At 66.4% G+C, this 24,658-nt stretch carries 22 protein-coding genes; 12 read left to right on the plus strand and 10 right to left on the minus strand.

Annotated features, from left to right (window positions below):
* The first annotated feature begins 205 nt into the window (after window positions 1-205).
* The 4 genes from CXQ91_RS08670 to CXQ91_RS08685 all read left to right on the plus strand — a co-directional run bounded on the left by CXQ91_RS08670 (window position 206) and on the right by CXQ91_RS08685 (window position 5,985).
* Window positions 206-1,543 (plus strand): amidohydrolase family protein, encoded by a 1,338-nt coding sequence (locus tag CXQ91_RS08670; protein ID WP_104173518.1) that lies wholly within the window; start codon window positions 206-208, stop codon window positions 1,541-1,543.
* 70 nt (window positions 1,544-1,613) lie between these two features.
* Window positions 1,614-3,263, plus strand: coding sequence for a serine hydrolase (locus CXQ91_RS08675; protein WP_104173519.1), 1,650 nt, complete (start codon window positions 1,614-1,616; stop codon window positions 3,261-3,263).
* 53 nt (window positions 3,264-3,316) lie between these two features.
* Complete coding sequence (locus CXQ91_RS08680) at window positions 3,317-4,399, plus strand: glycerophosphodiester phosphodiesterase family protein (RefSeq protein WP_104173520.1); 1,083 nt, start codon at window positions 3,317-3,319, stop codon at window positions 4,397-4,399.
* A gap of 140 nt (window positions 4,400-4,539) precedes the next feature.
* Window positions 4,540-5,985 (plus strand): HNH endonuclease signature motif containing protein, encoded by a 1,446-nt coding sequence (locus CXQ91_RS08685; RefSeq protein WP_104173521.1) that lies wholly within the window; start codon window positions 4,540-4,542, stop codon window positions 5,983-5,985.
* Between the two features lie 97 nt (window positions 5,986-6,082).
* Here the strand turns inward: CXQ91_RS08685 and CXQ91_RS08690 are convergent, their stop codons facing one another.
* Complete coding sequence (locus CXQ91_RS08690) at window positions 6,083-6,436, minus strand: GNAT family N-acetyltransferase (RefSeq protein WP_104173522.1); 354 nt, start codon at window positions 6,434-6,436, stop codon at window positions 6,083-6,085.
* 93 nt (window positions 6,437-6,529) lie between these two features.
* On the opposite strand from CXQ91_RS08690, the gene CXQ91_RS08695 reads away from it, so the two are divergent.
* The 3 genes from CXQ91_RS08695 to CXQ91_RS08705 all read left to right on the plus strand — a co-directional run bounded on the left by CXQ91_RS08695 (window position 6,530) and on the right by CXQ91_RS08705 (window position 8,986).
* Window positions 6,530-6,859, plus strand: coding sequence for a DUF6457 domain-containing protein (locus CXQ91_RS08695; protein ID WP_104173523.1), 330 nt, complete (start codon window positions 6,530-6,532; stop codon window positions 6,857-6,859).
* Window positions 6,860-6,908: 49 nt separating this feature from the next.
* Window positions 6,909-8,105 (plus strand): TerC family protein, encoded by a 1,197-nt coding sequence (locus CXQ91_RS08700; RefSeq protein WP_104173524.1) that lies wholly within the window; start codon window positions 6,909-6,911, stop codon window positions 8,103-8,105.
* Window positions 8,106-8,176: 71 nt separating this feature from the next.
* Window positions 8,177-8,986 carry an alpha/beta fold hydrolase gene (locus CXQ91_RS08705; protein WP_104173525.1) on the plus strand — a complete coding sequence of 270 codons (810 nt, stop codon included), beginning with the start codon at window positions 8,177-8,179 and terminating at the stop codon, window positions 8,984-8,986.
* Between the two features lie 23 nt (window positions 8,987-9,009).
* On the opposite strand, the gene CXQ91_RS08710 is transcribed toward CXQ91_RS08705, so the two are convergent.
* From CXQ91_RS08710 to CXQ91_RS08720, 3 genes are all read right to left on the minus strand, one after another.
* Window positions 9,010-9,315 carry an acylphosphatase gene (locus tag CXQ91_RS08710; RefSeq protein WP_104173526.1) on the minus strand — a complete coding sequence of 102 codons (306 nt, stop codon included), beginning with the start codon at window positions 9,313-9,315 and terminating at the stop codon, window positions 9,010-9,012.
* 38 nt (window positions 9,316-9,353) lie between these two features.
* Entirely contained in the window at window positions 9,354-10,217 is an 864-nt protein-coding gene (locus CXQ91_RS08715; RefSeq protein WP_104173527.1) for a hypothetical protein, read from the minus strand.
* A gap of 76 nt (window positions 10,218-10,293) precedes the next feature.
* Complete coding sequence (locus tag CXQ91_RS08720) at window positions 10,294-10,872, minus strand: hypothetical protein (RefSeq protein WP_258073894.1); 579 nt, start codon at window positions 10,870-10,872, stop codon at window positions 10,294-10,296.
* On the opposite strand from CXQ91_RS08720, the gene CXQ91_RS25250 reads away from it, so the two are divergent.
* Entirely contained in the window at window positions 10,835-11,143 is a 309-nt protein-coding gene (locus tag CXQ91_RS25250; RefSeq protein WP_258073895.1) for a hypothetical protein, read from the plus strand. The two genes, CXQ91_RS08720 and CXQ91_RS25250, sit on opposite strands and share 38 nt — an antisense overlap.
* A gap of 166 nt (window positions 11,144-11,309) precedes the next feature.
* On the opposite strand, the gene CXQ91_RS08725 is transcribed toward CXQ91_RS25250, so the two are convergent.
* Window positions 11,310-12,044, minus strand: a complete 735-nt coding sequence (locus CXQ91_RS08725) for a hypothetical protein (protein ID WP_104173529.1) — start codon at window positions 12,042-12,044, stop codon at window positions 11,310-11,312.
* Window positions 12,045-12,298: 254 nt separating this feature from the next.
* On the opposite strand from CXQ91_RS08725, the gene CXQ91_RS08730 reads away from it, so the two are divergent.
* Window positions 12,299-14,185 (plus strand): alpha-glucosidase, encoded by a 1,887-nt coding sequence (locus CXQ91_RS08730; protein ID WP_104173530.1) that lies wholly within the window; start codon window positions 12,299-12,301, stop codon window positions 14,183-14,185.
* Between the two features lie 306 nt (window positions 14,186-14,491).
* Here CXQ91_RS08730 and CXQ91_RS08735 read toward each other — a convergent pair whose 3' ends face one another.
* The 4 genes from CXQ91_RS08735 to CXQ91_RS08750 form a co-directional block, all read right to left on the minus strand.
* A complete protein-coding gene (locus CXQ91_RS08735) occupies window positions 14,492-15,286 on the minus strand; it encodes an alpha/beta fold hydrolase (RefSeq protein ID WP_104173531.1) in 795 nt (264 codons plus the stop codon).
* A gap of 112 nt (window positions 15,287-15,398) precedes the next feature.
* Window positions 15,399-16,292, minus strand: coding sequence for a glycosidase (locus CXQ91_RS08740; RefSeq protein WP_104173532.1), 894 nt, complete (start codon window positions 16,290-16,292; stop codon window positions 15,399-15,401).
* A gap of 135 nt (window positions 16,293-16,427) precedes the next feature.
* Entirely contained in the window at window positions 16,428-16,736 is a 309-nt protein-coding gene (locus tag CXQ91_RS08745; protein ID WP_181038828.1) for a hypothetical protein, read from the minus strand.
* 88 nt (window positions 16,737-16,824) lie between these two features.
* Complete coding sequence (locus tag CXQ91_RS08750) at window positions 16,825-19,122, minus strand: FdhF/YdeP family oxidoreductase (protein WP_104173533.1); 2,298 nt, start codon at window positions 19,120-19,122, stop codon at window positions 16,825-16,827.
* Between the two features lie 163 nt (window positions 19,123-19,285).
* Here CXQ91_RS08750 and CXQ91_RS08755 point away from each other — a divergent pair, with 163 nt between their 5' ends.
* Window positions 19,286-20,140, plus strand: coding sequence for a CPBP family intramembrane glutamic endopeptidase (locus CXQ91_RS08755; RefSeq protein ID WP_104173534.1), 855 nt, complete (start codon window positions 19,286-19,288; stop codon window positions 20,138-20,140).
* Window positions 20,141-20,173: 33 nt separating this feature from the next.
* Entirely contained in the window at window positions 20,174-20,797 is a 624-nt protein-coding gene (locus CXQ91_RS08760) for a hypothetical protein (protein ID WP_104173535.1), read from the plus strand.
* A 4-nt stretch (window positions 20,798-20,801) separates the two neighbouring features.
* Here CXQ91_RS08760 and CXQ91_RS08765 read toward each other — a convergent pair whose 3' ends face one another.
* Entirely contained in the window at window positions 20,802-21,860 is a 1,059-nt protein-coding gene (locus CXQ91_RS08765) for an adenosine deaminase (protein WP_258073896.1), read from the minus strand.
* 48 nt (window positions 21,861-21,908) lie between these two features.
* Between CXQ91_RS08765 and CXQ91_RS08770 the strand changes: the two genes are divergently transcribed.
* Window positions 21,909-24,518 carry an excinuclease ABC subunit UvrA gene (locus tag CXQ91_RS08770; RefSeq protein ID WP_104173536.1) on the plus strand — a complete coding sequence of 870 codons (2,610 nt, stop codon included), beginning with the start codon at window positions 21,909-21,911 and terminating at the stop codon, window positions 24,516-24,518.
* Window positions 24,519-24,658 lie beyond the last annotated feature (140 nt).

Genomic DNA, 24,658 nt, shown 5'->3' on the forward strand with positions numbered 1-24,658 from the left:
GGCTTTGGAATACCAAGCATCGGAAGGGTGTGCCGCCTCAGCCGAGGGTCGATTGAACCGAAACCGGCGATAGTGAACGGTATTTCAGACAGATCAGGTGTCAGCGCCGGAACCCGCACCGCCCCTCTGGCCTGATTTTGGAATACCAAGTAACGTTTAAGTACCCGCCTTCGCCCCAAGGGCGGCTTTCCCCAAGGAGACAACGATGTGCCTTCACGACCACACTTCCGCCCCGCAGCTGCCGGCCGACGTCCCGCGCCGCGGCATCCTGGCCGGCGCCGCCGCCCTCGCCGGGATCTCCGTCGCGAGCATCGCCGCCCAGATCGGCGGGGCCCCGGCAGCACACGCCGCGGAGCGCCCGTCCGTGCCCAACTACCCGGGCAGCCCCATCGCACACCCGCCGCTGATCATCGAGGGCGGCACCATCGTGGATCCCAAGACCGGTGACGCCGTCGACGACGGCGTGCTGGTGCTCGACGGCGGCAAGGTCGCCGCCGTCGGAAGCCGGGACGCCACACGGAAGGCAGTCGCCGCCGTCGCCGGCCGCGCCCAAGTCCTCAACGCCACGGACCGCTGGGTGCTCCCCGGTCTCATCGACGTGCATGTCCACGCAAACGCGTTCGCCGATGCCCGCGCCATCCTGCAGGGCGGCGCGACCAGCGTCCGGAGCGGTTCGAGCAGCTACTACCAGGACGTCGCGCTGGCGGCACTCCCCGACTGGGCCCCCGGCGTCTCGCCCCGCATGCTTCCCGCAGGACTGTTCATCTCCCCGGAGCTGGGCGACTCCCTCCTCGCCGACCCCGACCTCGCGCCGCTGGCCACCCTCTCCGGGGGTGTCAAGGAGGCAACCGACCTCGCCTACCTGACCCGGGTCAACCTCAAGCGCGGCGCCGAAGTCATCAAGACCCGCGCCAATCCCCGCGCCGGGCTGCCTGAGCAGGATCCCCGCGAACTGGTCTACAACTACGAGCAGCTTTCCGCTGTGGTCAAGGCTGCCAAGGGCGCGGGCGTCCTGTGCCACGCCTACAGCGCCGAAGGGATCGACGGCGCCGTCCGCGCCGGGGTGCGCAGCATCGAGCACGGCGTCTTCGTCACCGAGCAGACCATCGCCGAGATGGCCCGCCGCGGGACTTACTTCACGCCCACCATGGATGCCATCATCAGTATGGCGGCGTCCGCCAACCCGATCCTCGCCGCCCGCGGCAAGGAGTACACCCCGATTCTCCAGGCGGCCGTCCGTGCCGCGCAGGACGCCGGCGTGACGATTGTGGCCGGCACCGATTCCTTCGGGACCGACGTGACGCCGATCGGCACGGAAGCGCGCCTCCTCGCCGAGGCCGGGCTCTCCCCGCTGGAGGCATTGCGGTCGGCGACGGTCCACGCCGCCCGGCTGCTGGGCTGGAGCGAAACTGCGGGCCGGCTGGTGCGCGGTTCCTTCGCCGACGCCATCGTGGTGGACGCCGATCCCCTGGCGGACGCCTCCGCCCTGGAGAAAGTCAGCGTCGTCGTTGCCCAGGGAGCCATAGTCCGCAACGGGCTCTAAGCGGACGCGTTGTCTTCCACCGGGCCAGGCCATACCGTGAAGGGACGGTAGCCGAGTTGCAGGTGCGGGCATGGGAAGTACTTCGTGGGCAGCGCGCTGGTTCCTGTCGTGCCTCGTTGCGGGCGGCGTTCTTGCCGGCATAGCCGCCGGCACTCCTGCCGGCACTCCTGCCGGCGCTCCGGGCGGGTCCAGCCCGATGGCTGTCCCGGCCCGGGCGCCGGCAGCCGCCCCTGCAGCTCCGGACCAGGCGTATGAAGCGGTGGATGCCTTCCTCCGCGAGCAGATAGACGTCCTCGGGATTCCGGGCGCAGCCCTTGCCGTCGTCAGGGACGGCGTGCAGGTGCACTCCGCGGCGTTTGGCCGGGCCGATGACTCCGGCCGCGCCATGACCGCGCAGACGCCCGTGCTGCTGGCGTCCACCAGCAAGTCGCTCACTGCCATTGCCGTGATGCAGCAGGTTGAGGCCGGCCGGCTGCAGTTGGATGAGCCGGTGCGGACCTACCTGCCGTGGTTTACCTTGAAGGACAACCGGTCGGCCTCAATCACGGTCCGTCATTTGCTCCATCAATCCAGCGGCATGGCCTCGGGGGACACCGCCTTCGAGGCTTCCGACGCAGAGGGCCCGGAGGCCATCGAGGAAGGTGTCCGCGCCCTGTCGGATTCCCCGCTGGCCGGAGAACCGGGCGAAGCTTTCCGGTACGCCAGTGCCAACTTCAATGTCCTGGGCCTCCTGGTCCAGACGGTCTCCGGCCAGCCGTTCGGGGCCTACATGGAGCAGCACGTTTTCGGGCCACTGGGCATGGCTCACAGCCATCCCACCCGGGCGGCTGCCCGTGAAGACAACATGGCGTCAGGCTATTCGCTGTGGTTCGGCGCATTCTGGCGCCAGACCGACGTTCCCGCACCTTCCACCGGCATGCCGTCCACCACCATGTACGCGTCGGCCGAGGACTTGGGCCATGAGCTGGTGGCCCTCCTGGGCGAAGGACGGTACGGCGACCGCAGCCTCCTCCAGCCGGAAAGCGTGCATGCCCTGCTCACGCCACGGGTCCGCGTGGACGGGTCCAAGGAGTATGCCATGGGGTGGTTCACCCGGCCGCTCTCGGAGTCAGCCGACGGCGACGTTGCCGTCCCGCGGGTCCTTGAGCATCAGGGGGAATGGGGAAACACTCATACGTTCAAGGCCATGGTTCCGGCTTCCGGCCTTGGCGTCGCCTTGGTGGTCAACGCCAACGACACCTCGGCTCCCTCACGGCTTAAGGCCCTGGACAGCAACGTCCTGCGGATTCTCCACGGGCAACCTCCGGCGCCGACGGTGGTCCAGGAGGACTGGCTGCAACGCCACAGCTGGGTGGTCTCGTTGGCACTGCTGCTGGCCGAACTGCTGAGCCTGGCCCTGGCTCTCACCGTCCTGTTCCGGAAACGCGCTCCGGTCCGAAAACGCGCCCCGGCGCGAAAGCGGTGGTTCCTGCTGGCCTACGCCGTCACGGCGCTGGCCCTCGACGCGTTTGCGCTGTGGCTGTGCCTCATCTACGCGCCCAGCAGGTTCGAGACCAATCTGGCTGTCATCGTCCGCCAGTTCCCCGACGTCGGAATCTCGCTGGTGCCGGTGCTCGTGCTGGCCCTCATCTGGCCGCTCCCCCGGACTGTGCTGCTGCTCGCCGGGCTGTTTACCTCTCGTCCAGCTCCCGGCAGGCGGCAGTCCACGTCGCGTGCGTAGGGTGGACGGGTCGCCGGCGCACGGCCGGGGGCCTGTCATCCAGGAGGAACCACATGCGCACAGTCCTGACCGCCGCGGCCGCCGCCGTCCTCATCGCCTCGCTGGCGAGTCCCGCCGTCGCCGCACCTGTGACGGAAGCCGCCGTGCCGCCGTCGGACGCGTTGCAGTCGGAAGCGGTGCCGTCGTCGGACACCGCGCTCAAGACCAACGAACGCAACGGCTCTTTCGACCTGCAGTCCCACCGCGGCGGCCGCGGTGAGTGGACCGAGGAATCCCTGGCGGCGTTCGGCAACTCACTCAGGCTGGGCGTAATCACGCTGGAGCTGGACACGCACCTGACCGAGGACGGCAAGGTCATCGTCTGGCATGACGACACCATCCAGGCCAGCAAGTGCCTGGACACAGCACCGGCAACGCCGGGCGACGCCGAATACCCCTACGTGGGCCGCCGCGTGGCCGAACTGACCCTGGCACAGGTCAAGACCCTCAACTGCGGTTACGCGCAGTTGCCCGGCTACCCGGAGCAGGACGTGATCGAAGGCAACCGGATCGCCGAGCTCAAGGACGTCTTCCAGCTGGCCAACGATTACGGTGCCGGGAAGGTCCGCTTCAACGTGGAGACCAAGGTGGAATCCAGCATGGTCGGCGGCGCCGGGATGGAAGCTCTCACCAAAGCCGCGGTCATCGAGATCTACAAGGCGGGCATGTCGGAGCGCACCAGCGTGCAGTCGTTCGACTGGTCCTCGCTGAACCTGACCAGGAAGATCGCCCCGCAGCTCCCCCTTGTGGCCCTGTCCAGCGGCGACGCCTGGCTCCAGGTGGGCCAGTCGGGCGCCAGCCCCAACCTTGGTGGCATCGATATTGACGACTACGACGGTTCGCTCGCCAAGGTGGCGGCAGCCCAGGGGTACGACGTCGTCTCCCCCACGTTCCGCTCCGTCACCCCCGCGATGATCGCCGAAGCCCATCAGCAGGGCCTGCCGGTCATCCCGTGGACGGTGAACACCCCTGCGGACATGGCGCAGCTCATGGATCTCGGCGTGGACGGCATCATCACCGACTACCCCACCCGCCTGCGCACGCTCATGGATCAGCGGGGACTGAAGCTGCCCAAGGCATACGCGCCTGGGGTTTAGTAGGAAGGCATTGGCAGCAAGCACGTACGACGGCGGCCGTCCCTGCAGTGCGGTCGCCGTCGGGTACCGCGTCGGCGGGCCGGGCACCGCCGCACCGCTGGCACCGCTTAAATGTCAGACCCTCGAGTCAAGCTGTGTGTATGGAAAATGCAGCAGTAAGTGACGCCTTGGACGCCGTCGCGACGTCCGTTGCTGCTCTGTATCGCGTTGTCGACAGCGAACGCCTCAGCGAAGAGTCCTGCGCGGATCCTTTTCGGCAGCTGGCCGACCACTGCTTGGATGGGCTTACCGAGCTGGCCCGTCTGGACGCCCGGAGCGCGGCCCTCAAGGTTCAGCTGGCTGACACGTATGTCCAAGCGACCAAGGCCATGGCCTCCCCGGCGGTGTCGCCCCAGGAGCAATCTGCCGCGGAGATGGGCCTGGTTGCCGAAGTTGCCTGCGTCCTGACCGTCAGCGAAAGAACCGCGGGAGCATTCCTGGAGGAGACCCGGCAGCTCACCACGGCCCTGCCACTGACCTTGGCAGCCCTGCAGGCCGGGACCATTTCATGGCAGCACGCCCGGATCATGGTCGACGAAACCACTGATGTACCCCAGGCCGCGGCTGCTGCACTGGAAGCCCATTTTCTGGACCCTGACGCCGAGAATGCTGCGCGAGGCTGTCCGGCGGGGGACCTGGTGCCTTCCCGGTTCCGGGCAAAAGCACGCAATTGGCGGGAGCGGCACCACCCCGTCAGCATCGAAAAGCGCCACGACACGAGCGTTCGGGACCGGCGACTGGAGTTCACCCCGGACCGCGACGGCATGGCCTGGCTCTCCGCTTACCTGCCCGCCGACAGTGCGGCCTCCATCTGGCAGCGCGCCACTGCGGCGGCACGGGATCTCCAAGGCCCATCCGAGCAACGGAACCTCTCCCAGCTCCGGGCCGACACCGCCGTTTCCTGGCTGCTCGCCGGCGTCGCCGAGGGTGTCCCGTCACCGAAGGCGCAGGTCCTGGTCACCGTGCCCGTGCTTTCGCTCCTGGGCGCCACCGAAGAACCCGCCGTCCTGGATGGCTACGGACCGATTCCGCCCAGTATGGCCCGCAGGCTCGTCGCAGACGGCGCCACGTCGTTCCACCGCGTACTGACCGACCCCTGGACCGGCGCACCACTGGAGATCGGACGCACCAGCTACCGCATCCCGGCGGCCATGCGCCAATGGCTGCGGCTCCGGGATGGCAAATGCCCCTTCCCCGGGTGCAGCAACCAATCCCTCGATACCGAGGCAGATCACGTCCTGGCCTGGCGCGACGGTGGCGCCACCGGGATCTCCAACCTCGGCCAGCCCTGCCGGAAGCATCACCGGCTCAAGCACACCACCGGTTGGACACCCATCGGCGCCAGCCGCGACGCACCGCCAGGCTGGGTGGCACCGTCAGGGCGCCGCTACGCCAGCGAAGGCTACGACTGGGAACCGCCCTGGATGCCCTACCCCGTGACAGGGTCTCCGGGCCTGCCTCACTCTGCCGAAGGGACGGAACACGTCACGGATGCAGACCTGCCCGTTGATCCGCTGACCGAATGGGAGACGTTGATCGCCGCCTAGCTACTCCACATGCCGTCGCTACGGGGGGCGCCTAGTCGCTACGGGGGCCCAGTTTTCAAGGCCAAGTGCGGTTGTTGGGCAGCCAGGTCCAGGCAACTTACGCCCGGGCGTGCGGAGCCAGGGCCTCGCTGAGGAACTCGAGGTGCGCCGGCTTTGGGGCGGTGGTGCTGGCGGCGTACTCCGGGTGCTTGGTGAGGAACTTCTTGATGTACGGGCACACCGGCACAATGCTGATCCCGGCTCCCACCGTCTCATCCAGGGCCACGGTGGCCAGCTGGCCAGCCAGCCCCTGGCCGCCGTATTCCTCATTAATCACGGTGTGGTAGAAAATCCGCTGCGGTGCGTCACCGGCGTCGTACGTTTTGTACACGGCCTTGCCGATCACGTTGCCGGCAACAAGCACTTCAAAGCGCTCGCGGTCCGGGTTGTGGCGGATGGTGGCTTCAGTCATCGGGATCTCCTTGATCGGGGCTTCTGCTACAGCCTAACCTCGGGGGAACTGCTGTTATTTCTGACAGCTGCTATTTCTGACTGAGGAGCAACGATGGCCGTCAACGACAACGAAGCGCAGATCCTGGACCAATGGAGCCACCGGCTGGCCCAGGCGCTTCAGCTCCTGGACCTCGACTTTGACCGGGAACTCATCCTGGACCTGGCCGGGGAATCCGCGCGCTCGGTGACCCACGCAGCCGCGCCAATCACCGCGCTGATGGTGGGCTACGCGGCCGGGCTAGCCGCCGGGACTGGCAGTGCCGGCTCCAAGGAATCGTCAGCCGCAGCGGTCGCACAGGCAGCGGGGGTGGCCTTGCAGCTGTGCGAGCACGGAGCCGACGGCGGTCCGGCCCGCAGCGGCTGGGCCGACACCGCCCAGTAACACCCGGCCGGTAGGGTAATAACACCGCACCGACAGGAAGGCACCCAGTATGCAGGTCCCCCTCTATGTATGGATTCTGACCATTGTCGGCATTTTTGGCCTGCTGGCCTTCGACTTCTTCTTCCACGTCCGCAAGGCGCACTCCCCCAAGCTCAAGGAGTCGGCCACGTGGTCCGCCATTTACGTGGGCCTTGCCCTCCTCTTCGGTATTGGCGTCCTGATATTCGGCGGCACCACCATGGGCACCGAGTACTTCGCCGGCTATGTCACCGAAAAGGCCCTGTCCGTGGACAACCTTTTCGTCTTCCTCATCATCATGTCCAGCTTCAGGGTCCCTCGGGCGGACCAGCAGAAAGTGCTCCTGTTCGGCATCGTGTTCTCGCTGATCGCCCGCACCGGCTTCATCTTCCTCGGCGCGGCCCTCATCAACAGCTTCGCCTGGGTGTTCTATATCTTCGGCCTCATCCTGCTGATCACCGCCGGCAACCTGCTCAAGCCCGATTCGCACGAGGAGGAAAGTGAGGGCTTCGTGGTCCGGCTCGCCCGGAAGTTGCTCCCGGCCTCGGAGCATTACGACGGCGACAAGCTCTTTACCGTGGAGAACGGCAAACGCGTCCTCACTCCCATGCTCCTGGTCATGGTGGCCATCGGCGGAACGGACATCCTCTTCGCGCTGGATTCCATCCCCGCCATCTTCGGCCTCACGCAGAACGTCTTCGTCGTGTTCACGGCCACGGCCTTCTCACTCATGGGCCTGCGGCAGCTGTTCTTCCTCATCGACGAACTGCTGGACCGCCTCATTTACCTGTCGTACGGCCTCGCCGCGATCCTCGGCTTCATCGGCGTCAAGCTCATCCTGCACGCGCTCCACGAGAACAACCTGCCGTTCATCAACGACGGGCAGCACGTGAATGTCCTGGAGATCAGCACCGGCCTCTCGCTGACCATCATTATCGGCGTGCTGGTGATCACGGTCCTGGCCTCGATCTACAGCCCCAAGGGCAAGGCCAAGAACATGGTCTCCGGCGCCAAGCGGCATGCCACCGAATACGTGGACCTGAATTACGAGACGGGCATCGCGGAGCGTGAGGAGATTTTCAACAAGATGGTGCGCGAGGAGGCAGAGCTCAGGAAGCTCCCCGAGAAGTACAAGCGGCTCATCCGGAACCAGACCGAGTTCATGGACCTGATCAAGCAAGCCCACGCCGAGCACGACGAAGCCCTGCACCGGGAAGGACGCGCGTAGCACCGGGTCAGCCAGCCCGACGCAACCCACCGGATCTCGACCGGCGGTGTCCCCTGTTCTACGCTTGAAGCATGCCCCGCTTGAGCGTCAACGGCATTGACCTCTACTACGAAGAGCACGGCGAAGGCGTACCCGTCCTGGGCATACACGGGACGCCCAGCTCAGCTCTCCTGTGGGAAGACGCCGCCGTGGAACTGGGCAGGATCGGCCGGTGCATCATCTACGACCGCAGGGGCTTCTACCGCAGCGGCCGCCCCGAGCCGTTCGACGCCGTTGGCCTGACAGAGCACGTGGACGATGCCGCCGCCCTCCTGGAAATCCTCCATGCTGCGCCGGCGGTGGTCATCGGACGCAGCACCGGCGGTGAAATCGCCCTCTACCTGGCCCACCGTTTTCCCGAACTCGTACAGGCACTTGTGCTGCTTGAGCCGGCGGTCTTCTGGATGGACCCCAAGGCCCTCGCGTGGGCAATGGAACTGCGGAAGTCAGTGCTCCACGCCGCCGCCAAGGATCCGTGGCGGGCCGCGGAAAGCGTCGTTCGTATTGCCCTTGGCGACCAGGCCTGGGAGGCTTTGCCGGCCACTTTCAAGGACATGTTCGCCGCCACCAGCCCGGCCGTCCTCGCGGAGATCAGGGGTGAAGGCCTGGACCTCAGCGAGAAGCAGGCAGAGCTGGGTGCCGAGGAACTCGGACAGCTGCGCCAGCCGACGCTGCTCGTTTCCGCCGAAGATTCGCCGGAGGTCCTCCGCCTGGTCAACGCGCGCCTGGCCGAGGCCCTGCCCCACTCCGAGAGCGAACTGGTCAGCGGCGGCCACTTGATCAACCCGGCGCATCCGGCAGTGCTCGAGTTCGTCCGTCGCTTCGCGGCGGCGCGCGACTAACGGCGTTCGATCAGTACACGTCCTCAGTACACGACGTCGAAGCTGCTGAACTCGCCTGTTGCCGCCGACACCGATTCATCAACGTGGTCCACGCGCCCCGGCGCGTCCCCGGACCTCAGCCAGCGGCGGAACTCCAGAACCACCGCCTGGGGACCTTCGACGACGACGGCGACCGTACCGTCGTCGTCGTTCCTCACCGTTCCGGTCAGCGAGAGTTCCTCCGCCTTCCGCACGGTCCAGTACCGGAAGCCGACCGCCTGGACGATGCCCTGCACGCGGGCCTGCAAGCGGACGTCCGTGCCAGAGTCCTGATCTGCAGCATGAGCCATGGTTCCAATGTAGTGCGGGGACCGGGGGTTTCGCTCCCTCAGGCTTCCGGGTTGATGTTGGCGGCATGCTTGGCCTTGCGGCGCTTGGAGCGCGACCAGACAAGGAGGGCACCAATGGCTCCGATGAGCACCGGGATGGTCACGCCCAGTGGCTGGGCCCAGTCCTTCACGAGCGCATTCAGCACATAGCCGAGTTCAATCTCCACCTGGATGTTTTCCCGGAACGTCTCCAGGCTCAGGTCCGGACCGTCCTCCGCCGTGGCGAACAGCTGCAGGGCCATGGTTTTCCGGCCCGACTCCTTGGGTGTGATCCACCAGCGCCACTCCGCGACGCCCTCCACGGGGACCAGCATCTCGCCACTCGGATTTCCGGCCCGCTCAATGTCCATGCCCGGGCCGGACAGGTCCGCCCGCATCTCTTCGCAGACAATGGGCGCACGCGTTTGCACCGGGTTGTTGCCGGGGATCTTCTCTTCATGGCCCGCCCCGGGATCGCCCATGGTGACGTGCAGGACGAACTCCCTCGTCTCGCCCTGGCGCATGGGCGACGGCGGCCTGAACGTCAGCTCGCCCTCCAGGCACGTGTCCAGGATTTCCTTGGCCCGCCGGGCCCGTTCGAAGGCAGTAGAGGTGGGACCCGGCGGACGACTTGCGGTCTCTTCGGGCAAGGGCCCGGTGACCGTCGCGGTGGGGCGCGTTGTAGGGAATGGTCCCGCACCGGGCTTCGTGTCGGAAGGGCCGCCGTCGCCGGGCGTGGGTCGCGTGGCTGAGGCCGACGGCGACGGTCCGGCGTTCGGCCCCGGCGTGCACGCGGCCAGGCCCGCCGCGACGCACAGGGCTACCAGGGCGGATGCAATTGCCTTCGCACCGCTCACGAGCCGCTGCTTCCCCAGTGCGTACATCAGAACTCCGACTTATCGGACTGCGTCCTAATTCGAGTCTGCGCGGGCGCATTGGGCGAGTCAAGGAGCGCTGCAGCTACCCTGCGGGCCGCAGCGAGGTGATCATCCGCCGGATATTCCGGTACTCGCCGGTGTCCGCGTACAGCTTCGCCTTTTCCAAGTACGGGAGCGCCGGATCTACGGGGGTGGCATTGTTTGCGGGGTCGTAAACCGCGCCGAACATGGCGCCGCTGGGCGGCCACCTGAACAGCAGGAAGATGGGACACTCCAGCGTCCCTACCTTCTCCGGAATCATGGTGATGCCGTAGGCCGCAATGGTTTCAGCCGTCCTGGCCGGAGCGGAGGCATCTCCCCTGGTCTCAAACATGAACCGGGGCACGTTTTCGTTCGGCACGCCCTTCTCGGCCAACACCTTCATCGGTTCAGAATCCAGCACCGTAAACGGGTACTGCTGCACGCACTCCAAACCGGTGACCACCTTGGTCTGCAGGACAGCCATCGGCTTCCCTGCGGCATTCAAAACCTCCACGAACATCCCGCCGAGCGGTGACGTTCCGGCGGGATCCTTGACGGTCCAGTCGCCCGGATAGTCGAACGTCAGGTCACGGTCCGACGTCGTGAACGTCTTCCAGCCGGACGCCGTCGGTGACGGCAACCGGCTCGGGGACGTTGCCGACGGCGCCGGTTCAGTCTGTGTTACGCCGGCCGTCGCACTTGGCGGGACAGCCGTCCCGGTGGGCGTGCCGGTTGCAGTTCCGCTGGTAGTTCCGTTCGTGGTCCCGCTTGCCGACGCGCTGGGTGGGGTGGCCGTCGCGGATCCCGTGTCAGGCGGGGCGGCAGGCGGTCCGCAGGCTGCCAGGAGCATCGCGACGCAGGCCCCGGCAGCAGTTGCGGCCCCTGAACGTGCCGGTCCAGATGATCCATAGCCGGGCTTCATTGATCGGCGCATGCAATCCTCCTCAAACAAGCTGAGGGATTAATTGTGGCCCTGCCGTCCGCGGGTGGACCGGGACGGGGTCAATTTGCCGCCAAAACGTTGCGCACCGCGGGTTGCCCCGCGGTGCGCAACGGTTCCTGCGTGGCCTGGTTCGCCTAGGAGGCGGGCCGGAGCGAGGTGATCATCTTCTTGATGTTCTTGTACTCCTGGGTGCCCATGTAGGCCTCCGGGTTGTCCACATGCATCTCGTTGCCGGGAGTGGTGTCGAAGGGGTCGTAGACGCCGCCGAACATGGCGCCGCTGGGCGGCCACGTGAAGAAGTGGAAGATGGGGCACGCTTCGGTACCGCTGGGTTCGGGGGCCGTGGTGATGCCGTACGCGAACAGGGTCATCAGCTTCGGATCCGTGGCGGTGGTGTCCGTCCGCGTCTCGAAGGTGTACCGGGGCACGGTTCCGTTCTGTTCGAGTGCCGGGACAGGTTCGGATTCATACACTCCGAACGGCTGCTTCTCGGTGCATTCGGAGCCCGTGACCATGTTCGTCCGGAGCGTCGCGAGGTCCTTGCCGTTGGCGTTGGTGATGTTCACGAACACGCCCCCGGAAGCAGGTTCACCGGCAGGATCGGTGATCTTCCACTCGGCCGGGTAGTCGAAGATCAGGCCGTCCGCGGTTGTGTAGGACTTCCAGCCGGTTTCAGGATCCGAGGACGCTGAAGTTGAGGCCGCGGCGCTCGGGGAAGTTGAGGCCGGGGTGGGGGTTGCCGAAGCGGTGGAAGTGGTGTCCGGGGAGTTCGTCGACGGTGACGATGCCGGCGGGCCGCAGGCTACGAGCAGGAAGGCGAGGCATAGGGCCCCTGAGACTGCGATGGCCGAGGGTGCTGAGCGGTGCATCTGTTCTCCTGAATCTCATGAGACCGCGAATAATTCCTCAATTGTGAACCTCCGCCAACGCCCGCTCCAGTAATAAATCCAATCGATGTCCAAATGTTATTGGCGGAGCGAACCGCACTCCGGCTGCCGGCCCCGGGAAGGAGCCGCGCCGCCGTCGTGCGTCCCTGCAGCCCTTTCCTGCCCGTAGGATCTGAACAATAATCGAACCGAGCCCAATCATCAGACCAGCCGAAAGCAACTGAGGAGACCAGGCCATGACCACGCACGCGGACCCCGCAACGGAACCACCTGTCAGAGATGAGGCGGACACCGATGACGAGGTGACCACGGATCCCGGCTGGTTCCGGAAGGCGGTGGTCTACCAGATCTATCCGCGCAGCTTCGCGGACTCAGACGGCGACGGCATAGGCGACCTGCCCGGCATCATCAGCAAGCTGGACTACCTGCAGAAACTGGGGGTCGACGTCGTCTGGCTCTCCCCCATCTACACGTCACCGCAGGACGACAACGGCTACGACATCAGCAACTACCGCGATGTGGACCCCATCTTCGGCACCCTGGCAGACCTGAAGAAGCTGACCGACGGGCTGCACTCACGTGGCATGAAGCTGGTGATGGACCTCGTGGTGAACCACACGTCGGACGAGCACCCGTGGTTCGTCGAATCCCGCTCCTCCAAGGACAATCCCAAGCGTGACTGGTACTGGTGGCGGCCGCCCAGGGAGGTTGCGGAAAACGGCGCCGAACCGGGAACCGGCGCGGAACCGAACAACTGGGGCTCCGCGTTTTCCGGCCCCGCTTGGGAGTTCGACCAGGTCACCGGCGAGTACTACCTCCATCTGTTTTCCCGGAAGCAGCCGGACCTGAACTGGGAAAACCCGGAGGTCCGCGCCGCCGTCTACGAGATGATGAACTGGTGGCTGGACCGCGGAGTGGACGGTTTCCGGATGGACGTCATCAACTTCATTTCCAAGGACACCGGACTGCCGGACGGACCGCGGGCCGACGGGATGCTGTTCGGGGACGGCAGCCCGCACTTCATGTCCGGGCCGCGGATCCACGAGTTCCTGCACGAGATGCACCTGGAAGTCTTCGCAGGGAGGGACAAGCCGCTGCTGACCGTGGGCGAGATGCCCGGTGTCACGGTGGAGGACGCCGTCCTGTTCACCGACCCCGCGCGGCGCGAAGTGGACATGGTGTTCCAGTTCGAGCACGTGGCGCTGGACCAGGAGGACGGCAACAAATGGCGGCCCAAGAAGCTGCGGCTTACGGACCTGAAGCAGTCCCTGGGCCGGTGGCAGGAGGCTCTGGCGGAGCGAGGCTGGAACAGCCTCTACTGGGGCAACCACGACCAGGCCCGGGCCGTGTCCCGCTTCGGCGATGACGGGCCGTACCGCGAGCTCTCCGCCAAGATGCTGGCCGGGATCCTGCACCTGCACCGGGGCACGCCCTACGTGTACCAGGGCGAGGAACTGGGCATGACCAACATGAGCTTCGGGACGATCAGCGACTACCGCGACATCGAGGTGCTCAACCACCACCGCGAGGCCACCACCCACCTGGGCCACACCGACGCCGATGTCCTGGCCGCGCTGGCACCCCTGAACCGGGACAATGCCCGCACGCCGGTGCAGTGGGACGCCAGCAGGCATGGCGGCTTCACCACCGGCGCTCCGTGGATCGCCGTCAACCCGAACACCAGCCACATCAACGCCGCGGAGCAGGAGGACAACCCGGACTCGGTGTTCAGCTTCTACCGCCAGGTCATCGCCCTGCGGCATGCCGAGCCGGTGGTGGCGGAGGGTGACTTCACCATGCTTCTCCCCGACGACGACCACGTGTACGCGTTCCGGCGCTCACTTGCAGCTCCGGCGTCGGGACCCGGTTCGGCAGCGGGACCAGGTTCGGCGCCGGGCGTCCAGCTGCTGGTGCTGGGCAACTTCTCCGGGCAGGACAGGACTGTCGCCCTCGACGGCGGCGGCTGGGGTGATGCCGAAGCCGGCGCAGACGAGCCGGAACTGGGCCACTACCCGGCTGAACTGATCCTGGGAAACTATCCCCTGGAGGCCACCGGGACACACGCGGAAATAGCGCTCCGTCCGTGGGAACTGAAGGTTTTTCGCCGGCAACACAACACCTGAGCGTCTCCCAACCAAGGCACCACACCAGCGAAGAAGGAGTTCACGATGACCATTCCACCGCTGCCAGAGCCGGATCCGTTCCCGCCGGAGCCCGGCCCCACCGGCCCGCCGGACCCGGACAATCCGTTTCCGCCCAGCAGGCCTGATCCCACGGAGCCGCGTCCGCCAGGGCCCGGACCCGAGCCGGCGCCTTCGCCCGGGCCGCTGCCGATTCCGGACCCCGGACCGGTCCCGCCAACGCCTCCCCCACCGCACCCGGACCCCACGCGGTTCTGATTCCGGCTCTCGTGACGGCTTTCAAAAGTCTCAGTCACCAATGCTGTGCACGAAGCGGCGGACTTCAGCGTTGAACGCCTCCGGCGTTTCAGCGGCAGTCAGGTGCCCGACGTCGGGAATCACCACGAGCTGTGAACCCGGAATCTGGCGGTGCATCTCGCGGGCGACAGCCAGCGGCGACCGCACGTCCTCTTCACCGTAGAGCAGCAGCGTGGGCACGCTGATAGTGGGCAGCACGTCGCGATAGTCGGCGTGTCCGCTCGCGCTCAGCAGCGCCCGCATGCCGGCAGGGTGGAAGTCTGCCATGATGGCGCTGATCTCTTCGACGATCCCGGGGTCTGCCCGCTCGGTGAAGAGCGTGGGCAGCCACACGGGGATGAATTGTTCGGGTGGCTGATCGAGCTCAGCCAGAATCTGCGCGTACCGCCGCTCCACCTCATCCGGGGGCAGCGAGCCGGCCCAGCCCGCATAGGCAGAGGCCAGCACCAAGGACGCCGCCATGTGCGAGTGGTTCCGGTACAGCTCCAGGGCGACGCCTGAGCCCCAGGACAGCCCGAGGACGTGGGGTCTCCGCGGCGCGACTTCCCGGAGGAAACCCGCCAGGGCATCGCCGAGGTCCCCGCCGGAGAAGTCCGGAGGGGGATCGTCGGAACGGCCGCAGCCCGGGGCATCCCAGGCTATGACGGTGAAGTCGTCGGACAGCCCCTCCAGCTGCGGACGCCAAACGCGGCTGTCCTCGTACGCGCCGTGGAGCAGGACCAGCGGAGGCCCTTGGCCCGCGCGCTGATAGCCGATGCGCAATCCTGAAATCTCAACGGTGTCCATGCCACACACCGGTCCTTTGGGGAGCTGACCCTGAATGCTCTGATTCTAGGACGATCAGGGTCAGCTGCCTACAGGAACAAAACCGCCTGCGCGGATAGACCGTTGTCGCGGATTAGACCAGGGTGATGTCCCGGGACCGGTGATCGTAGTTGAACGTGATCCGGCCGCCGGGGTGGTGCAGTTCGTGGTTGGCGCCATCGAACGCACCGAACGCACCGTAGTTCTCGTCCCAGGAACGGTTGAGCGCGATCTTGAAGGTGTAGTGGCCGGCGGGAAGGTCCGTGGTGAGCTTCCACAGCTGGTCCACTGCATCGAGCTGCATCTGGGCTTCGTCGTACTGGGGTGCCCAGTTCGCCGGGGCGCCCAGCAGCACGTTGAAGTCGCCCGCGATTGCCACGGCTTCCGGCTGGTCGATCGTCTCAACGCCGGAGGCCTTGGCGGGCTGCTCCGTGCTGGCCTTGACCGGCTTGGCGGCGGTCTTGCGCGTGCGCACGGCCTTCGTCACGGGTGCCACTGCGTCCTCGATCAGCTCGGCGGCCTTTTCGACCACCTTGGCGGCCTTGGACGGCGCCTTCTTCTTCGGAGCAGCCTTGGGAGCCTTCGCGGCAGCAACCTTCGCAGCGGCGGGCTTGGCGGGGAGCTCCGTGGGAACAGGCACGTCAGCCGGCACCGGAGTGCCTTCGGCGAGCGCGGTTGCAAACGTGTCAGCATCCGGGAACGCCACGGTGGCACGGAGGCCGTCGTCCGTGATGGTCCAGCCGCTGCGTCCCTTGACGAGCCAGCCGGCCTTGACCAGCTTGCTGGTGGCAGTGGTCAGGGCCTTGTGTCCCCGGGGGATGCCTCCGCTGAGCAGTTCACTTTCCTTCTCGTTCAGCGGGACGCGAACCGTGGCCTGGGCCAGGACGGCGCCTGCGCCGAGGGTCTCACCTGACAGGACGCTTTCCGCGAGAATGTCGAGCACTGACTTGAGTCGAACCGTGGTGGTGTCTGCAATAGCCGTGGGCATGTTTGTCCTTTCGAGCATGTGATCACTCAGCATTTTGCCAGTGAACTGTAAATAGAGACGACTATGCGCGTTAACAACGTGTGTCGTGACCGTCTATGACGCAGAATGCGACGCAAGTGATCTTAGAGTCTCAGCTTAGTGGGGGAAACATGGGACTTTTGGCCCGTTGACAGGAGCCGGGAGGACTGCCGGTGACGCCCACTGGCGTGCACGTCGGGCCGCCGGGACGCGGGCGAACCCTGCGTGGAGGTCGTGGATAATCACGGTGCCGCCCAGCAGTTGAGTCTTCGCCTCGAGCTGTTTCACCAACTCTTCGGTGACCGCTCCGAAGATTTCGATGGTCCGAAGCTGGACGAGGGGCGCAATCGGAGGGAACTGCGGGCCGGCGACCTTCAGGTGAAACTCCAGCGATGGCACGTCCGTGTGGACGTGGAGGACGCTCATGCGTGCGCCGTCGGCTGAAAAGTAGACGTCGTAGGCGATGATCCGTGGCTCATTTACTTCGACAAAGCGGGCAAGGGGCTGCCCGCGCTCACGCCAAACTCGGCTCCAACCGGACGATGACTGCCTTGGACACCGGCGTGTGGCTGCCCTCGGCGACGGTCTCCAGGGGCACCAGGACGTTCGCCTCAGGGTAGTACGCCGCAGCGCATCCCCTTGCCGTGGGGTAGGACACCACCCGGAAGTTCCTGATCACCCGTTCGGCACCGTCCCCGTATACCCCGCGGATGTCCACGTGCTGCCCGTCGGCCAGGCCGAGTTCGGCGATGTCCTCGGGGCTGACAAAAACAACGTCCCTGCCCTTCTTGATCCCACGGTACCGGTCATTGTGCCCGTAGATGGTGGTGTTGAACTGGTCGTGCGAACGCATGGTCTGCAGGATCAGGGTCCCTGCCGGCCGCTCCACATACTCCAATTCATTGACCGTGAGCATGGCCTTCCCGGTGGGCGTGCGGAACGTCCGCGAATCCCGCGGGCCGTTGGGCAGCACGAATCCGCCCCATTCCCGGATCCGCCGGTTGTAGTCCTCACAGCCGGCCACCACGTGCGAGATGTGGTCCCGGATGAGGTCGTAGTTCCGTTCGAAACCCGCCCAGTCCGCGTCGATCCGGCTGCCCACTGTGGCCCTGGCAAGCCGGCTGACAATCGCCACCTCGGACAACAGCCCGGGCGCCACCGGCTGCACCTTTCCCTCGGAGGCGTGCACGGCCGAAACGGTGTCCTCCACGGACACAAACTGCGGACCGGATTCCTGCACGTCGATTTCAGTCCGTCCCAAGGTGGGCAGGATCAACGCTTCCTTGCCGGTGACAGTGTGCGAGCGGTTGAGCTTGGTGGAGATCTGCACCGTCATCTCGGTACTCTCCACGGCAGGCTCGGCCGCGTGCGTGTCCGAGATGGCGGCCACGAAGTTGCCTCCCATCGCCACGAAAACCCGGATCCCGCCGTCGCGCATTCTGCGGATGGTTTCCACGGCGTCGGCGCCGGGTTCGCGCGGCGGTTCGAAACTGAATTCCTTGGCGAGCGAGTCCAGGAAGGCGGGAGGCATCTGCTCCCAGATGCCCATGGTGCGGTCGCCCTGCACGTTGCTGTGGCCGCGGATCGGGGACGCCCCGGCGCCGGGCTTGCCGATGTTTCCGCGCAGCAGCAGAAGGTTGATGATCTCCTTGATGGTGGGCACGGCCTTCTTATGCTGGGTGATGCCCATGGCCCAGGTGATGATCACCTTTCCCGCCCGCAGATACCGCTCGGCGAGTTCGTCGATTTCCACGCTGCTCAGCCCCGTGGCGCGCAGCACCGTCTCTTCCCGCAGCCCTGCCAGGTGGGCCTTGAGTTCGTCGAGGCCCTGGCAGTGTTCCCGGAGGAACTCATGGTCCAGGACGGTGCCCGGGCGCTTCGACTCGGCGTCGAGCACACGTTTCGACAGTGCCTGCATCAGGGCCATGTCCCCGCCGAGCCGGATCTGCAGGTACTGGTCCGCCAGCTCCGTTCCGCGCCCCAGAATCCCGTTGACCTTCTGCGGATTCTTGTACCGCATGAGACCGGCTTCCGGGAGCGGGTTGATGGCAACGATCTCGCAGCCGGCCTCCTTGGCCTCCTCCAGGGCGGTGAGCATGCGGGGATGGTTGCTGCCCGGGTTCTGTCCCATGATGATGATCAGGTCCGCCTTGGCGAAGTCGTCATAGGAGATGGTGGCCTTGCCGACTCCGATGGTCTGGCCCATGGCCCAGCCGGAGGACTCGTGGCACATGTTGGAGCAGTCCGGCAGGTTGTTGGTCCCGTACGCCCGTACGAACAGCTGGTACAGGAACGCGGCCTCGTTCGACGTCCGGCCGCTGGTGTAGAACGCGGCCTGGTCCGGGCTGTCCAGGCCCTGGAGCTTGCTCCCGACGATGGAAAACGCCTCGTCCCAGCTGACCGGCCGGTAGTGGTCCTCCCCCGCCGGTTTGTACACCGGTTCCGTGAGGCGGCCCTGCATCCCGAGCCAGTATTCGGACCTCCCCCGCAGTTCGCTGACCGGATTTTCGGCCCAGAACCCGGACGGGACGACGACGGGCGTCGCCTCCCAGGTGACCGCCTTGGCACCCTGTTCACAGAACTCGAAGGTCTTGCGGTGCCCGGGATCCGGCCAGGCGCAGCTCATGCAGTCGAAGCCGTCCTTTTGGTTCAGCCCCAGCAGCGTCTTACCGGCCCGTCCCACGCCCATGTGTTTCAGGGCCGGCTGCATGGAGTGATAGACCCCGGGAATTCCCGCGGCCCAGTCCTTCGGCTTCGCCACTTCAAGATTGTTTTCGTCGGCTTCCTCGACATGCGGGTTCTTGCGCGGCATGCTGCACCCTCCCTGGCTTGGAACGCACCGTTCGGTGCTGCCCTTTCATCAGGATTAGCAGTTATGGAGGGCCCCGGCAAGCATTTGGCCCGGCTTCCCAAGCTATCCCCCCGGGGTGTTGTTCAGGTGCCGATGGGCGGACAATAGGACGCACCCGCCCTGAATGTCCGGAGCCGTCATGCCGCGCTTCCACAACTGGCTTCAGCACCACCGCCTGGCTGCCTTCTTTGTTCTCTCGTATGTGATTTCCTGGCTCTCCTGGCCCGTGTATGCGCTGGGCATGATGCCCACGATGGAGTTCCTGCCGATCGGTCCGCTGGCAGCCGCGGTCATTGTGATCGGCCTCGCGGACGGGCGAGCCGGCTACAGGGTGTGGGGCCGCCGGATCATCCGCTGGCGGGTGGGCTGGGCCTGGTACGCCGTGGCCCTGCTCCTCCCGGCCGTGCTGGTGCTGGTCACGGGCACAGTGAATATACTGCTGGGCGCTGCCGCACCTGGACTGTCCCAGCTGACCTGGACCGGGCTGCTGGTGGTGTTCGCCGTGCGCCTGGTCAACCCCATGGACGGGCCGCTGGGTGAGGAACCGGGATTCCGCGGCTACGCCGTACCGCTACTCCAGGCCGGACGGTCGCCGCTGCAGTCAGCGGCGCTCCTTGGGGTCGTCGTGGCCCTCTGGCACCTGCCGCTGATCATCTTCGGGGGGCTCAGCCTGATCGGCCTGCCCACGACGTTCGTCATCACGTTCCTCTACATGTGGCTGTTCAACCGCACCGGCGGCAGCGTGCTGTTGACACTGCTCTTCCACAACAGCCAAGGCACCTTCACCGTGGGATCCTACGGTTTCACCGGTCCCGACGAACTGCGCGCGGAGTTGATCTATTTTGTGGTGGTTGCCGCCGCAGCCCTCGCCACCATCCTGCTGGACCGACCGGCCTGGCGCTCCGCACCCAAGGAAGCAACCGACGTCGGCCCGCTTTCCGGGCGCTTCAACCGCACCGCATCCGGGCCCCCGGCCTGACTAATCCCCAACCCAACCCCGTTAGGAGGAGTGATGTCCTCACCACTCGCTTCCGCCGCCGGACCGATCGCTTTGGTTGCAGGCCTCACCTTCGCCGCCGTCGATGTCTCGCGGCTGCTTGCGGCCGACACCAGCAAGGAACGGATTGCGATGATGCGCGAAACCCCCTTCCAAGTGACCAACGCGCTCTACTTCGTGGTCTTCATCGGGCTGCTCCTGGCATTGGTCTCCGTTTATCTGAGGCACCACGCAGACGCCGGAGCGCTGGGCGCCGTCGCCTTCTGCTTCGCCCTGGTGGGCACCATGGACATGGCCGGCAACATGTGGTTCGACGGCTTCGCCGGCCCGTGGATCGCCGACGTCGCACCGGAGGCCATCCTGGCGGGCGGCTCCGGAATGCTGGCAGTGGGCGGGCTCTCGAGCTATGTCCTCTTTGCCCTCGGCTGGATGGTCTTCGGGATCGCCGGGTGGCGGGCACGCATGTTTCCGGCCTGGCTGGGCGCGGCCTTCGTAGTGGCCGGTATCCTCGGCTACAACGCGGGCCTGCCGCCCTACGGAATACCGATCGGCCTGGCCATCGCGGCGCTGGGGTGGTGGATCACCCGCAGCGCGCGCGGCCGCGTCACAGTTGTTGAAGGTAGCGCGGTTGAGAGGTAGCGGCTCAGGAGTAGCCCAGTTCCGCGAGCAGCTCGGTTTTGCGCTCTTCCTCCGCAAACGAGGACCGGATGGAGTTGGAAGCCAGCCGCACCCGGTCGAACTCGGACAATCCCAGCACGGTCTCGAGCTGCACGAAGTTGTCGTCCACGTACCCGCCGAAGTACGCGGGATCGTCCGAATTGACGCTGACGTTCAGTCCCGCGGCGAGCATGGCCGGCAGCGGATGGTCGGCCAGCGTGTCCACGGCACGGAGCCGGACATTGGACAGCGGGCACACCGTCAGTGGCACCCGCTCTGCCACGAGGTGTTCCACCAGCTCCGGGTCCTCCATGCAGCGGATGCCGTGGTCGATCCGCTCCACGTCCAGCAGTTCCAGCGCATCGATGATGTACGACGGCGGCCCCTCCTCGCCGGCGTGCGCAATCCGGCGCAGCCCCGCCTCCTTCGCCCGGGCAAAGAGCCGTTCGAACTTGGCCGGCGGGTTGCCCACCTCGGCCGAGTCCAGGCCGATGCCGGCGATCGGCGCGCCCATTGCCAGCAGCTGCTCCAGGACTCCGAGGGCTGATTCCTCGGACAGATCCCGCAGGAACGCGGCGATGAGCAGGGTGGATATGCCGAACTCCTCCAGGGAGTTGGCCAGCACGGAGGCCACGCCGTTCACGCAGGTTTCCAGCGCCACGCCGCGCGACAGGTGGGCCTGCGGATCCAGCATGATTTCGGCGTGCCGGACGCCCGCAACAGCAGCCCTGGCGAGGTAGGCACGGGTCATGTCGGCGAAGTCCTGCTCCGTCTGCAGCACGGCCATGTTGGCGTAGTACAGATCCAGGAAGGACTGCAGGTCGGTGAACTCATAGCGTGAGCGCAGCTCGTCCAGGTCCGCATAGGGAAGCTGGATTCCGTTCCGTTCCGCCAGGGCAAAGATCAGCTCCGGTTCCAGCGTCCCCTCGATGTGGAGGTGCAGCTCCGCCACCGGCAACAGCTTGCTCGGTTCTTCGGCAACGGGTTCTTCGGCGTCCGGCTGTTCAGCATTAGAGGGTTCGGGCGCGCCGTCGTAAGTTTCCATCCGGTAAGGATATGCCCGCATCGCTCCGGCACCGATAGAGTCGAATGAATGCACACTGAACAGCATGCTTCCGATCTGCCGTTCCTGGTTCCGGACCACGCCACAGATGGTTTTGTGCGGGTCCGCGGAGCCCGGGAAAACAACCTGCGCAATGTGGACGTGGACGTGCCCCGGGATGCCATCGTCGCGTTCACCGGTGTTTCCGGTTCCGGCAAGTCATCGCTCGCCTTCGGCACCATCTATGCCGAGGCCCAGCGCCGCTACTTCGAGTCCGTGGCGCCATACGCGCGACGCCTCATCCAGCAGGGGCACAACCCCAAGGTGGAGATGATCACCGGGCTGCCTCCCGCCGTCGCGCTCCAACAGCGGCGCGGTACGCCGAGCAGCCGCTCCACCGTAGGCACGGTGACCACGCTGTCCAACTCGCTGCGCATGCTGTTCTCCCGCGCCGGCACGTACCCGGCCGGTACGGCGCAGCTGGATTCGGACGCCTTCTCGCCCAACACGGCCGCTGGCGCCTGCCCCGTCTGCCACGGCCTGGGCATTGCCCACACCGTCAGTGAATCTTCGCTGGTTCCGGACACCTCGCTGAGCATCGCCGACGGCGCCATCGCCGCGTGGCCCGGCGCATGGCAGGGCAAGAACCTTCGCGATATCCTCAGCCACCTGGGCTACGACGTCCACACTCCGTGGCGGAAGCTCCCCAAGAAGGACCGCGACTGGATCCTCTTCACCGAGGAACAGCCCGTCGTGGAAGTGACACCGAAGCGTGACCGGGTGGCCAAACCGTACAAGGGCCGCTTCTGGAGCGCCAAGAGCTACGTGCTGCACACCCTGGCCGACTCCAAGAGCGACACGATGCGCCAGCGCGTCCTCCGCTTTATGGAAACGGGACCGTGCGAACGCTGCAGCGGAAGCGGGCTGACCCCGGACGCCCTGGCGGTGACGTTCGCCGGCCGGAGCATCGCCGAGCTCAACGCCGTGCCCATGGCCGAACTGGCCGAGATCATCCGGCCCACGAGCAAACTCAAGGACGCCGGGACGGCAAGCCGTGCGGCGGCCTCGGGCGAGACCAACGAAGTTGCCGTCGCCATCACCCGCGACCTCCTGCTGCGGATCACCGTCCTGCTGGAGCTTGGCCTGGGCTACCTCGCCTTGGGCCGCGCCACCCCCACGCTCTCCCCCGGCGAAATGCAGCGGCTGCGGATCGCCACCCAGCTGCGCTCCGGCCTGTTTGGCGTGGTCTACGTGCTGGACGAGCCCTCCGCCGGGCTCCACCCCGCCGATGCCGAACCGCTCCAGGCCGTGCTCGAAGCGCTCAAATCCTCCGGGAACTCGGTATTCGTGGTGGAACACAACATGGACGTGGTCCGCCGTGCCGACTGGCTTGTTGATGTGGGTCCCCGCGCCGGTGAAGGCGGCGGCGAGATCCTGTACAGCGGCCCCGTTGCCGGGCTCGCCAAGGTCGAGTCGTCGGTCACGCGGCCCTTCCTGTTCCCGGACGGAAACGACGGGACGCACGACGGCGGTACGCGCCGCGGCGGCGCTGCGCCCGGTAAGCCTGCGGTCAGTAAACCTGCTGTCAGGGAGGCGGACGGCTGGCTGGGGCTGAAGGGCATCAGCCGCCACAACCTCAGGGATCTCGACGCGGAGTTCCCGCTGGGCATCCTGACCGCGGTCACCGGTGTTTCGGGCTCGGGCAAGTCCACGCTGGTGAGCCAGGTCCTGGCCGAGGTGGTGGGGGCACGGCTGCACCCGGAACCCGGAGCGGAGGCGGCTGCCGGACCCGGGGACCTGGGATCCGAGAACAATGAATCAAACGGGCAGCTGAATGTTGCCGAGGCTGTGGGCGAAACCAGCGGTATGGACCGGATTGACCGGCTGGTCCGGGTGGACCAGAAACCGATCGGCCGCACGCCGCGGTCCAACCTGGCCACCTACACCGGGCTTTTTGACGCCGTGCGCAAGGAGTTCGCCGCCACGGAGGAGGCCCGCGCCCGGGGTTTCGGTGCGGGACGGTTCTCCTTCAACGTTGCCGGCGGCCGCTGCGAGACCTGCCTGGGCGAAGGGTTCGTGGCCGTGGAGCTCCTGTTCCTCCCGGGCAGCTACGGCCCCTGCCCCGAATGCCAGGGCTCGCGCTACAACCCGGAAACCCTTGAAGTCACGTACAACGGCAAGAACGTGGCCGAGGTGCTGGCCATGACAGTGGACGCCGCCGCGGAATTCCTTGGCGACGTCCCGGCCGCGGCCCGCAGCCTGCAGACGCTGCGCGACGTGGGCCTGGGCTACCTCCGGCTTGGCCAGCCCGCCACCGAACTGTCCGGCGGCGAGGCACAGCGGATCAAGCTGGCCACTGAACTCCAGCGCGCCCGCCGCGGACACACCCTGTACCTGCTGGACGAGCCCACCACGGGCCTCCACCCCGCGGACGTCCAGCTGCTGATGGCCCAGCTGCACGGACTGGTGGATGCCGGCAATACGGTCATTGTGGTGGAACACGAGATGGACGTGGTGGCGGCAGCGGACTGGGTGATCGATCTCGGCCCGGCCGGTGGCGACGCCGGCGGTGAGATTGTGGCGTCCGGGACACCCGCCGCCGTCGCGCGTTCCAAGCAGAGCCGGACGGCGCCGTACCTGGCGACCGCGCTGGGCGTGTGATCCCGGGCCGCAGCCATCACGCCACGCGCGGTAACTATTTCGATTTGATAACGCGGCGGCACTGTCTTAGCGTGGAACGTGATCCCGCCGAGCGGGACATCGAATGCCCGGTGCTGCCACCACCAGTAACTGCCCGGCCG

Origin of the sequence: Arthrobacter sp. Y81, from assembly GCF_002929335.1 — a bacterium.
Taxonomy (GTDB): domain Bacteria; phylum Actinomycetota; class Actinomycetes; order Actinomycetales; family Micrococcaceae; genus Arthrobacter.

Bases quoted from the DNA above. Each gene is read 5' to 3' on its own strand.
- CXQ91_RS08745 (WP_181038828.1), bottom strand. From the start codon at position 16,736: ATGAGCGTCCTCCACGTCCACACGGACGTGCCATCGCTGGAGTTTCAC.
- CXQ91_RS08755 (WP_104173534.1), top strand. From the start codon at position 19,286: ATGTCCGGAGCCGTCATGCCGCGCTTCCACAACTGGCTTCAGCACCAC.
- CXQ91_RS08695 (WP_104173523.1), top strand. From the start codon at position 6,530: ATGGCCGTCAACGACAACGAAGCGCAGATCCTGGACCAATGGAGCCAC.
- CXQ91_RS08715 (WP_104173527.1), bottom strand. From the start codon at position 10,217: ATGTACGCACTGGGGAAGCAGCGGCTCGTGAGCGGTGCGAAGGCAATT.
- CXQ91_RS08770 (WP_104173536.1), top strand. From the start codon at position 21,909: ATGCACACTGAACAGCATGCTTCCGATCTGCCGTTCCTGGTTCCGGAC.
- CXQ91_RS08680 (WP_104173520.1), top strand. From the start codon at position 3,317: ATGCGCACAGTCCTGACCGCCGCGGCCGCCGCCGTCCTCATCGCCTCG.
- CXQ91_RS08685 (WP_104173521.1), top strand. From the start codon at position 4,540: ATGGAAAATGCAGCAGTAAGTGACGCCTTGGACGCCGTCGCGACGTCC.
- CXQ91_RS08725 (WP_104173529.1), bottom strand. From the start codon at position 12,044: ATGCACCGCTCAGCACCCTCGGCCATCGCAGTCTCAGGGGCCCTATGC.
- CXQ91_RS08740 (WP_104173532.1), bottom strand. From the start codon at position 16,292: ATGCCCACGGCTATTGCAGACACCACCACGGTTCGACTCAAGTCAGTG.
- CXQ91_RS08735 (WP_104173531.1), bottom strand. From the start codon at position 15,286: ATGGACACCGTTGAGATTTCAGGATTGCGCATCGGCTATCAGCGCGCG.
- CXQ91_RS08690 (WP_104173522.1), bottom strand. From the start codon at position 6,436: ATGACTGAAGCCACCATCCGCCACAACCCGGACCGCGAGCGCTTTGAA.
- CXQ91_RS08700 (WP_104173524.1), top strand. From the start codon at position 6,909: ATGCAGGTCCCCCTCTATGTATGGATTCTGACCATTGTCGGCATTTTT.
- CXQ91_RS08670 (WP_104173518.1), top strand. From the start codon at position 206: ATGTGCCTTCACGACCACACTTCCGCCCCGCAGCTGCCGGCCGACGTC.
- CXQ91_RS08765 (WP_258073896.1), bottom strand. From the start codon at position 21,860: ATGGAAACTTACGACGGCGCGCCCGAACCCTCTAATGCTGAACAGCCG.
- CXQ91_RS08675 (WP_104173519.1), top strand. From the start codon at position 1,614: ATGGGAAGTACTTCGTGGGCAGCGCGCTGGTTCCTGTCGTGCCTCGTT.
- CXQ91_RS08750 (WP_104173533.1), bottom strand. From the start codon at position 19,122: ATGCCGCGCAAGAACCCGCATGTCGAGGAAGCCGACGAAAACAATCTT.
- CXQ91_RS08705 (WP_104173525.1), top strand. From the start codon at position 8,177: ATGCCCCGCTTGAGCGTCAACGGCATTGACCTCTACTACGAAGAGCAC.
- CXQ91_RS08730 (WP_104173530.1), top strand. From the start codon at position 12,299: ATGACCACGCACGCGGACCCCGCAACGGAACCACCTGTCAGAGATGAG.
- CXQ91_RS08710 (WP_104173526.1), bottom strand. From the start codon at position 9,315: ATGGCTCATGCTGCAGATCAGGACTCTGGCACGGACGTCCGCTTGCAG.
- CXQ91_RS08760 (WP_104173535.1), top strand. From the start codon at position 20,174: ATGTCCTCACCACTCGCTTCCGCCGCCGGACCGATCGCTTTGGTTGCA.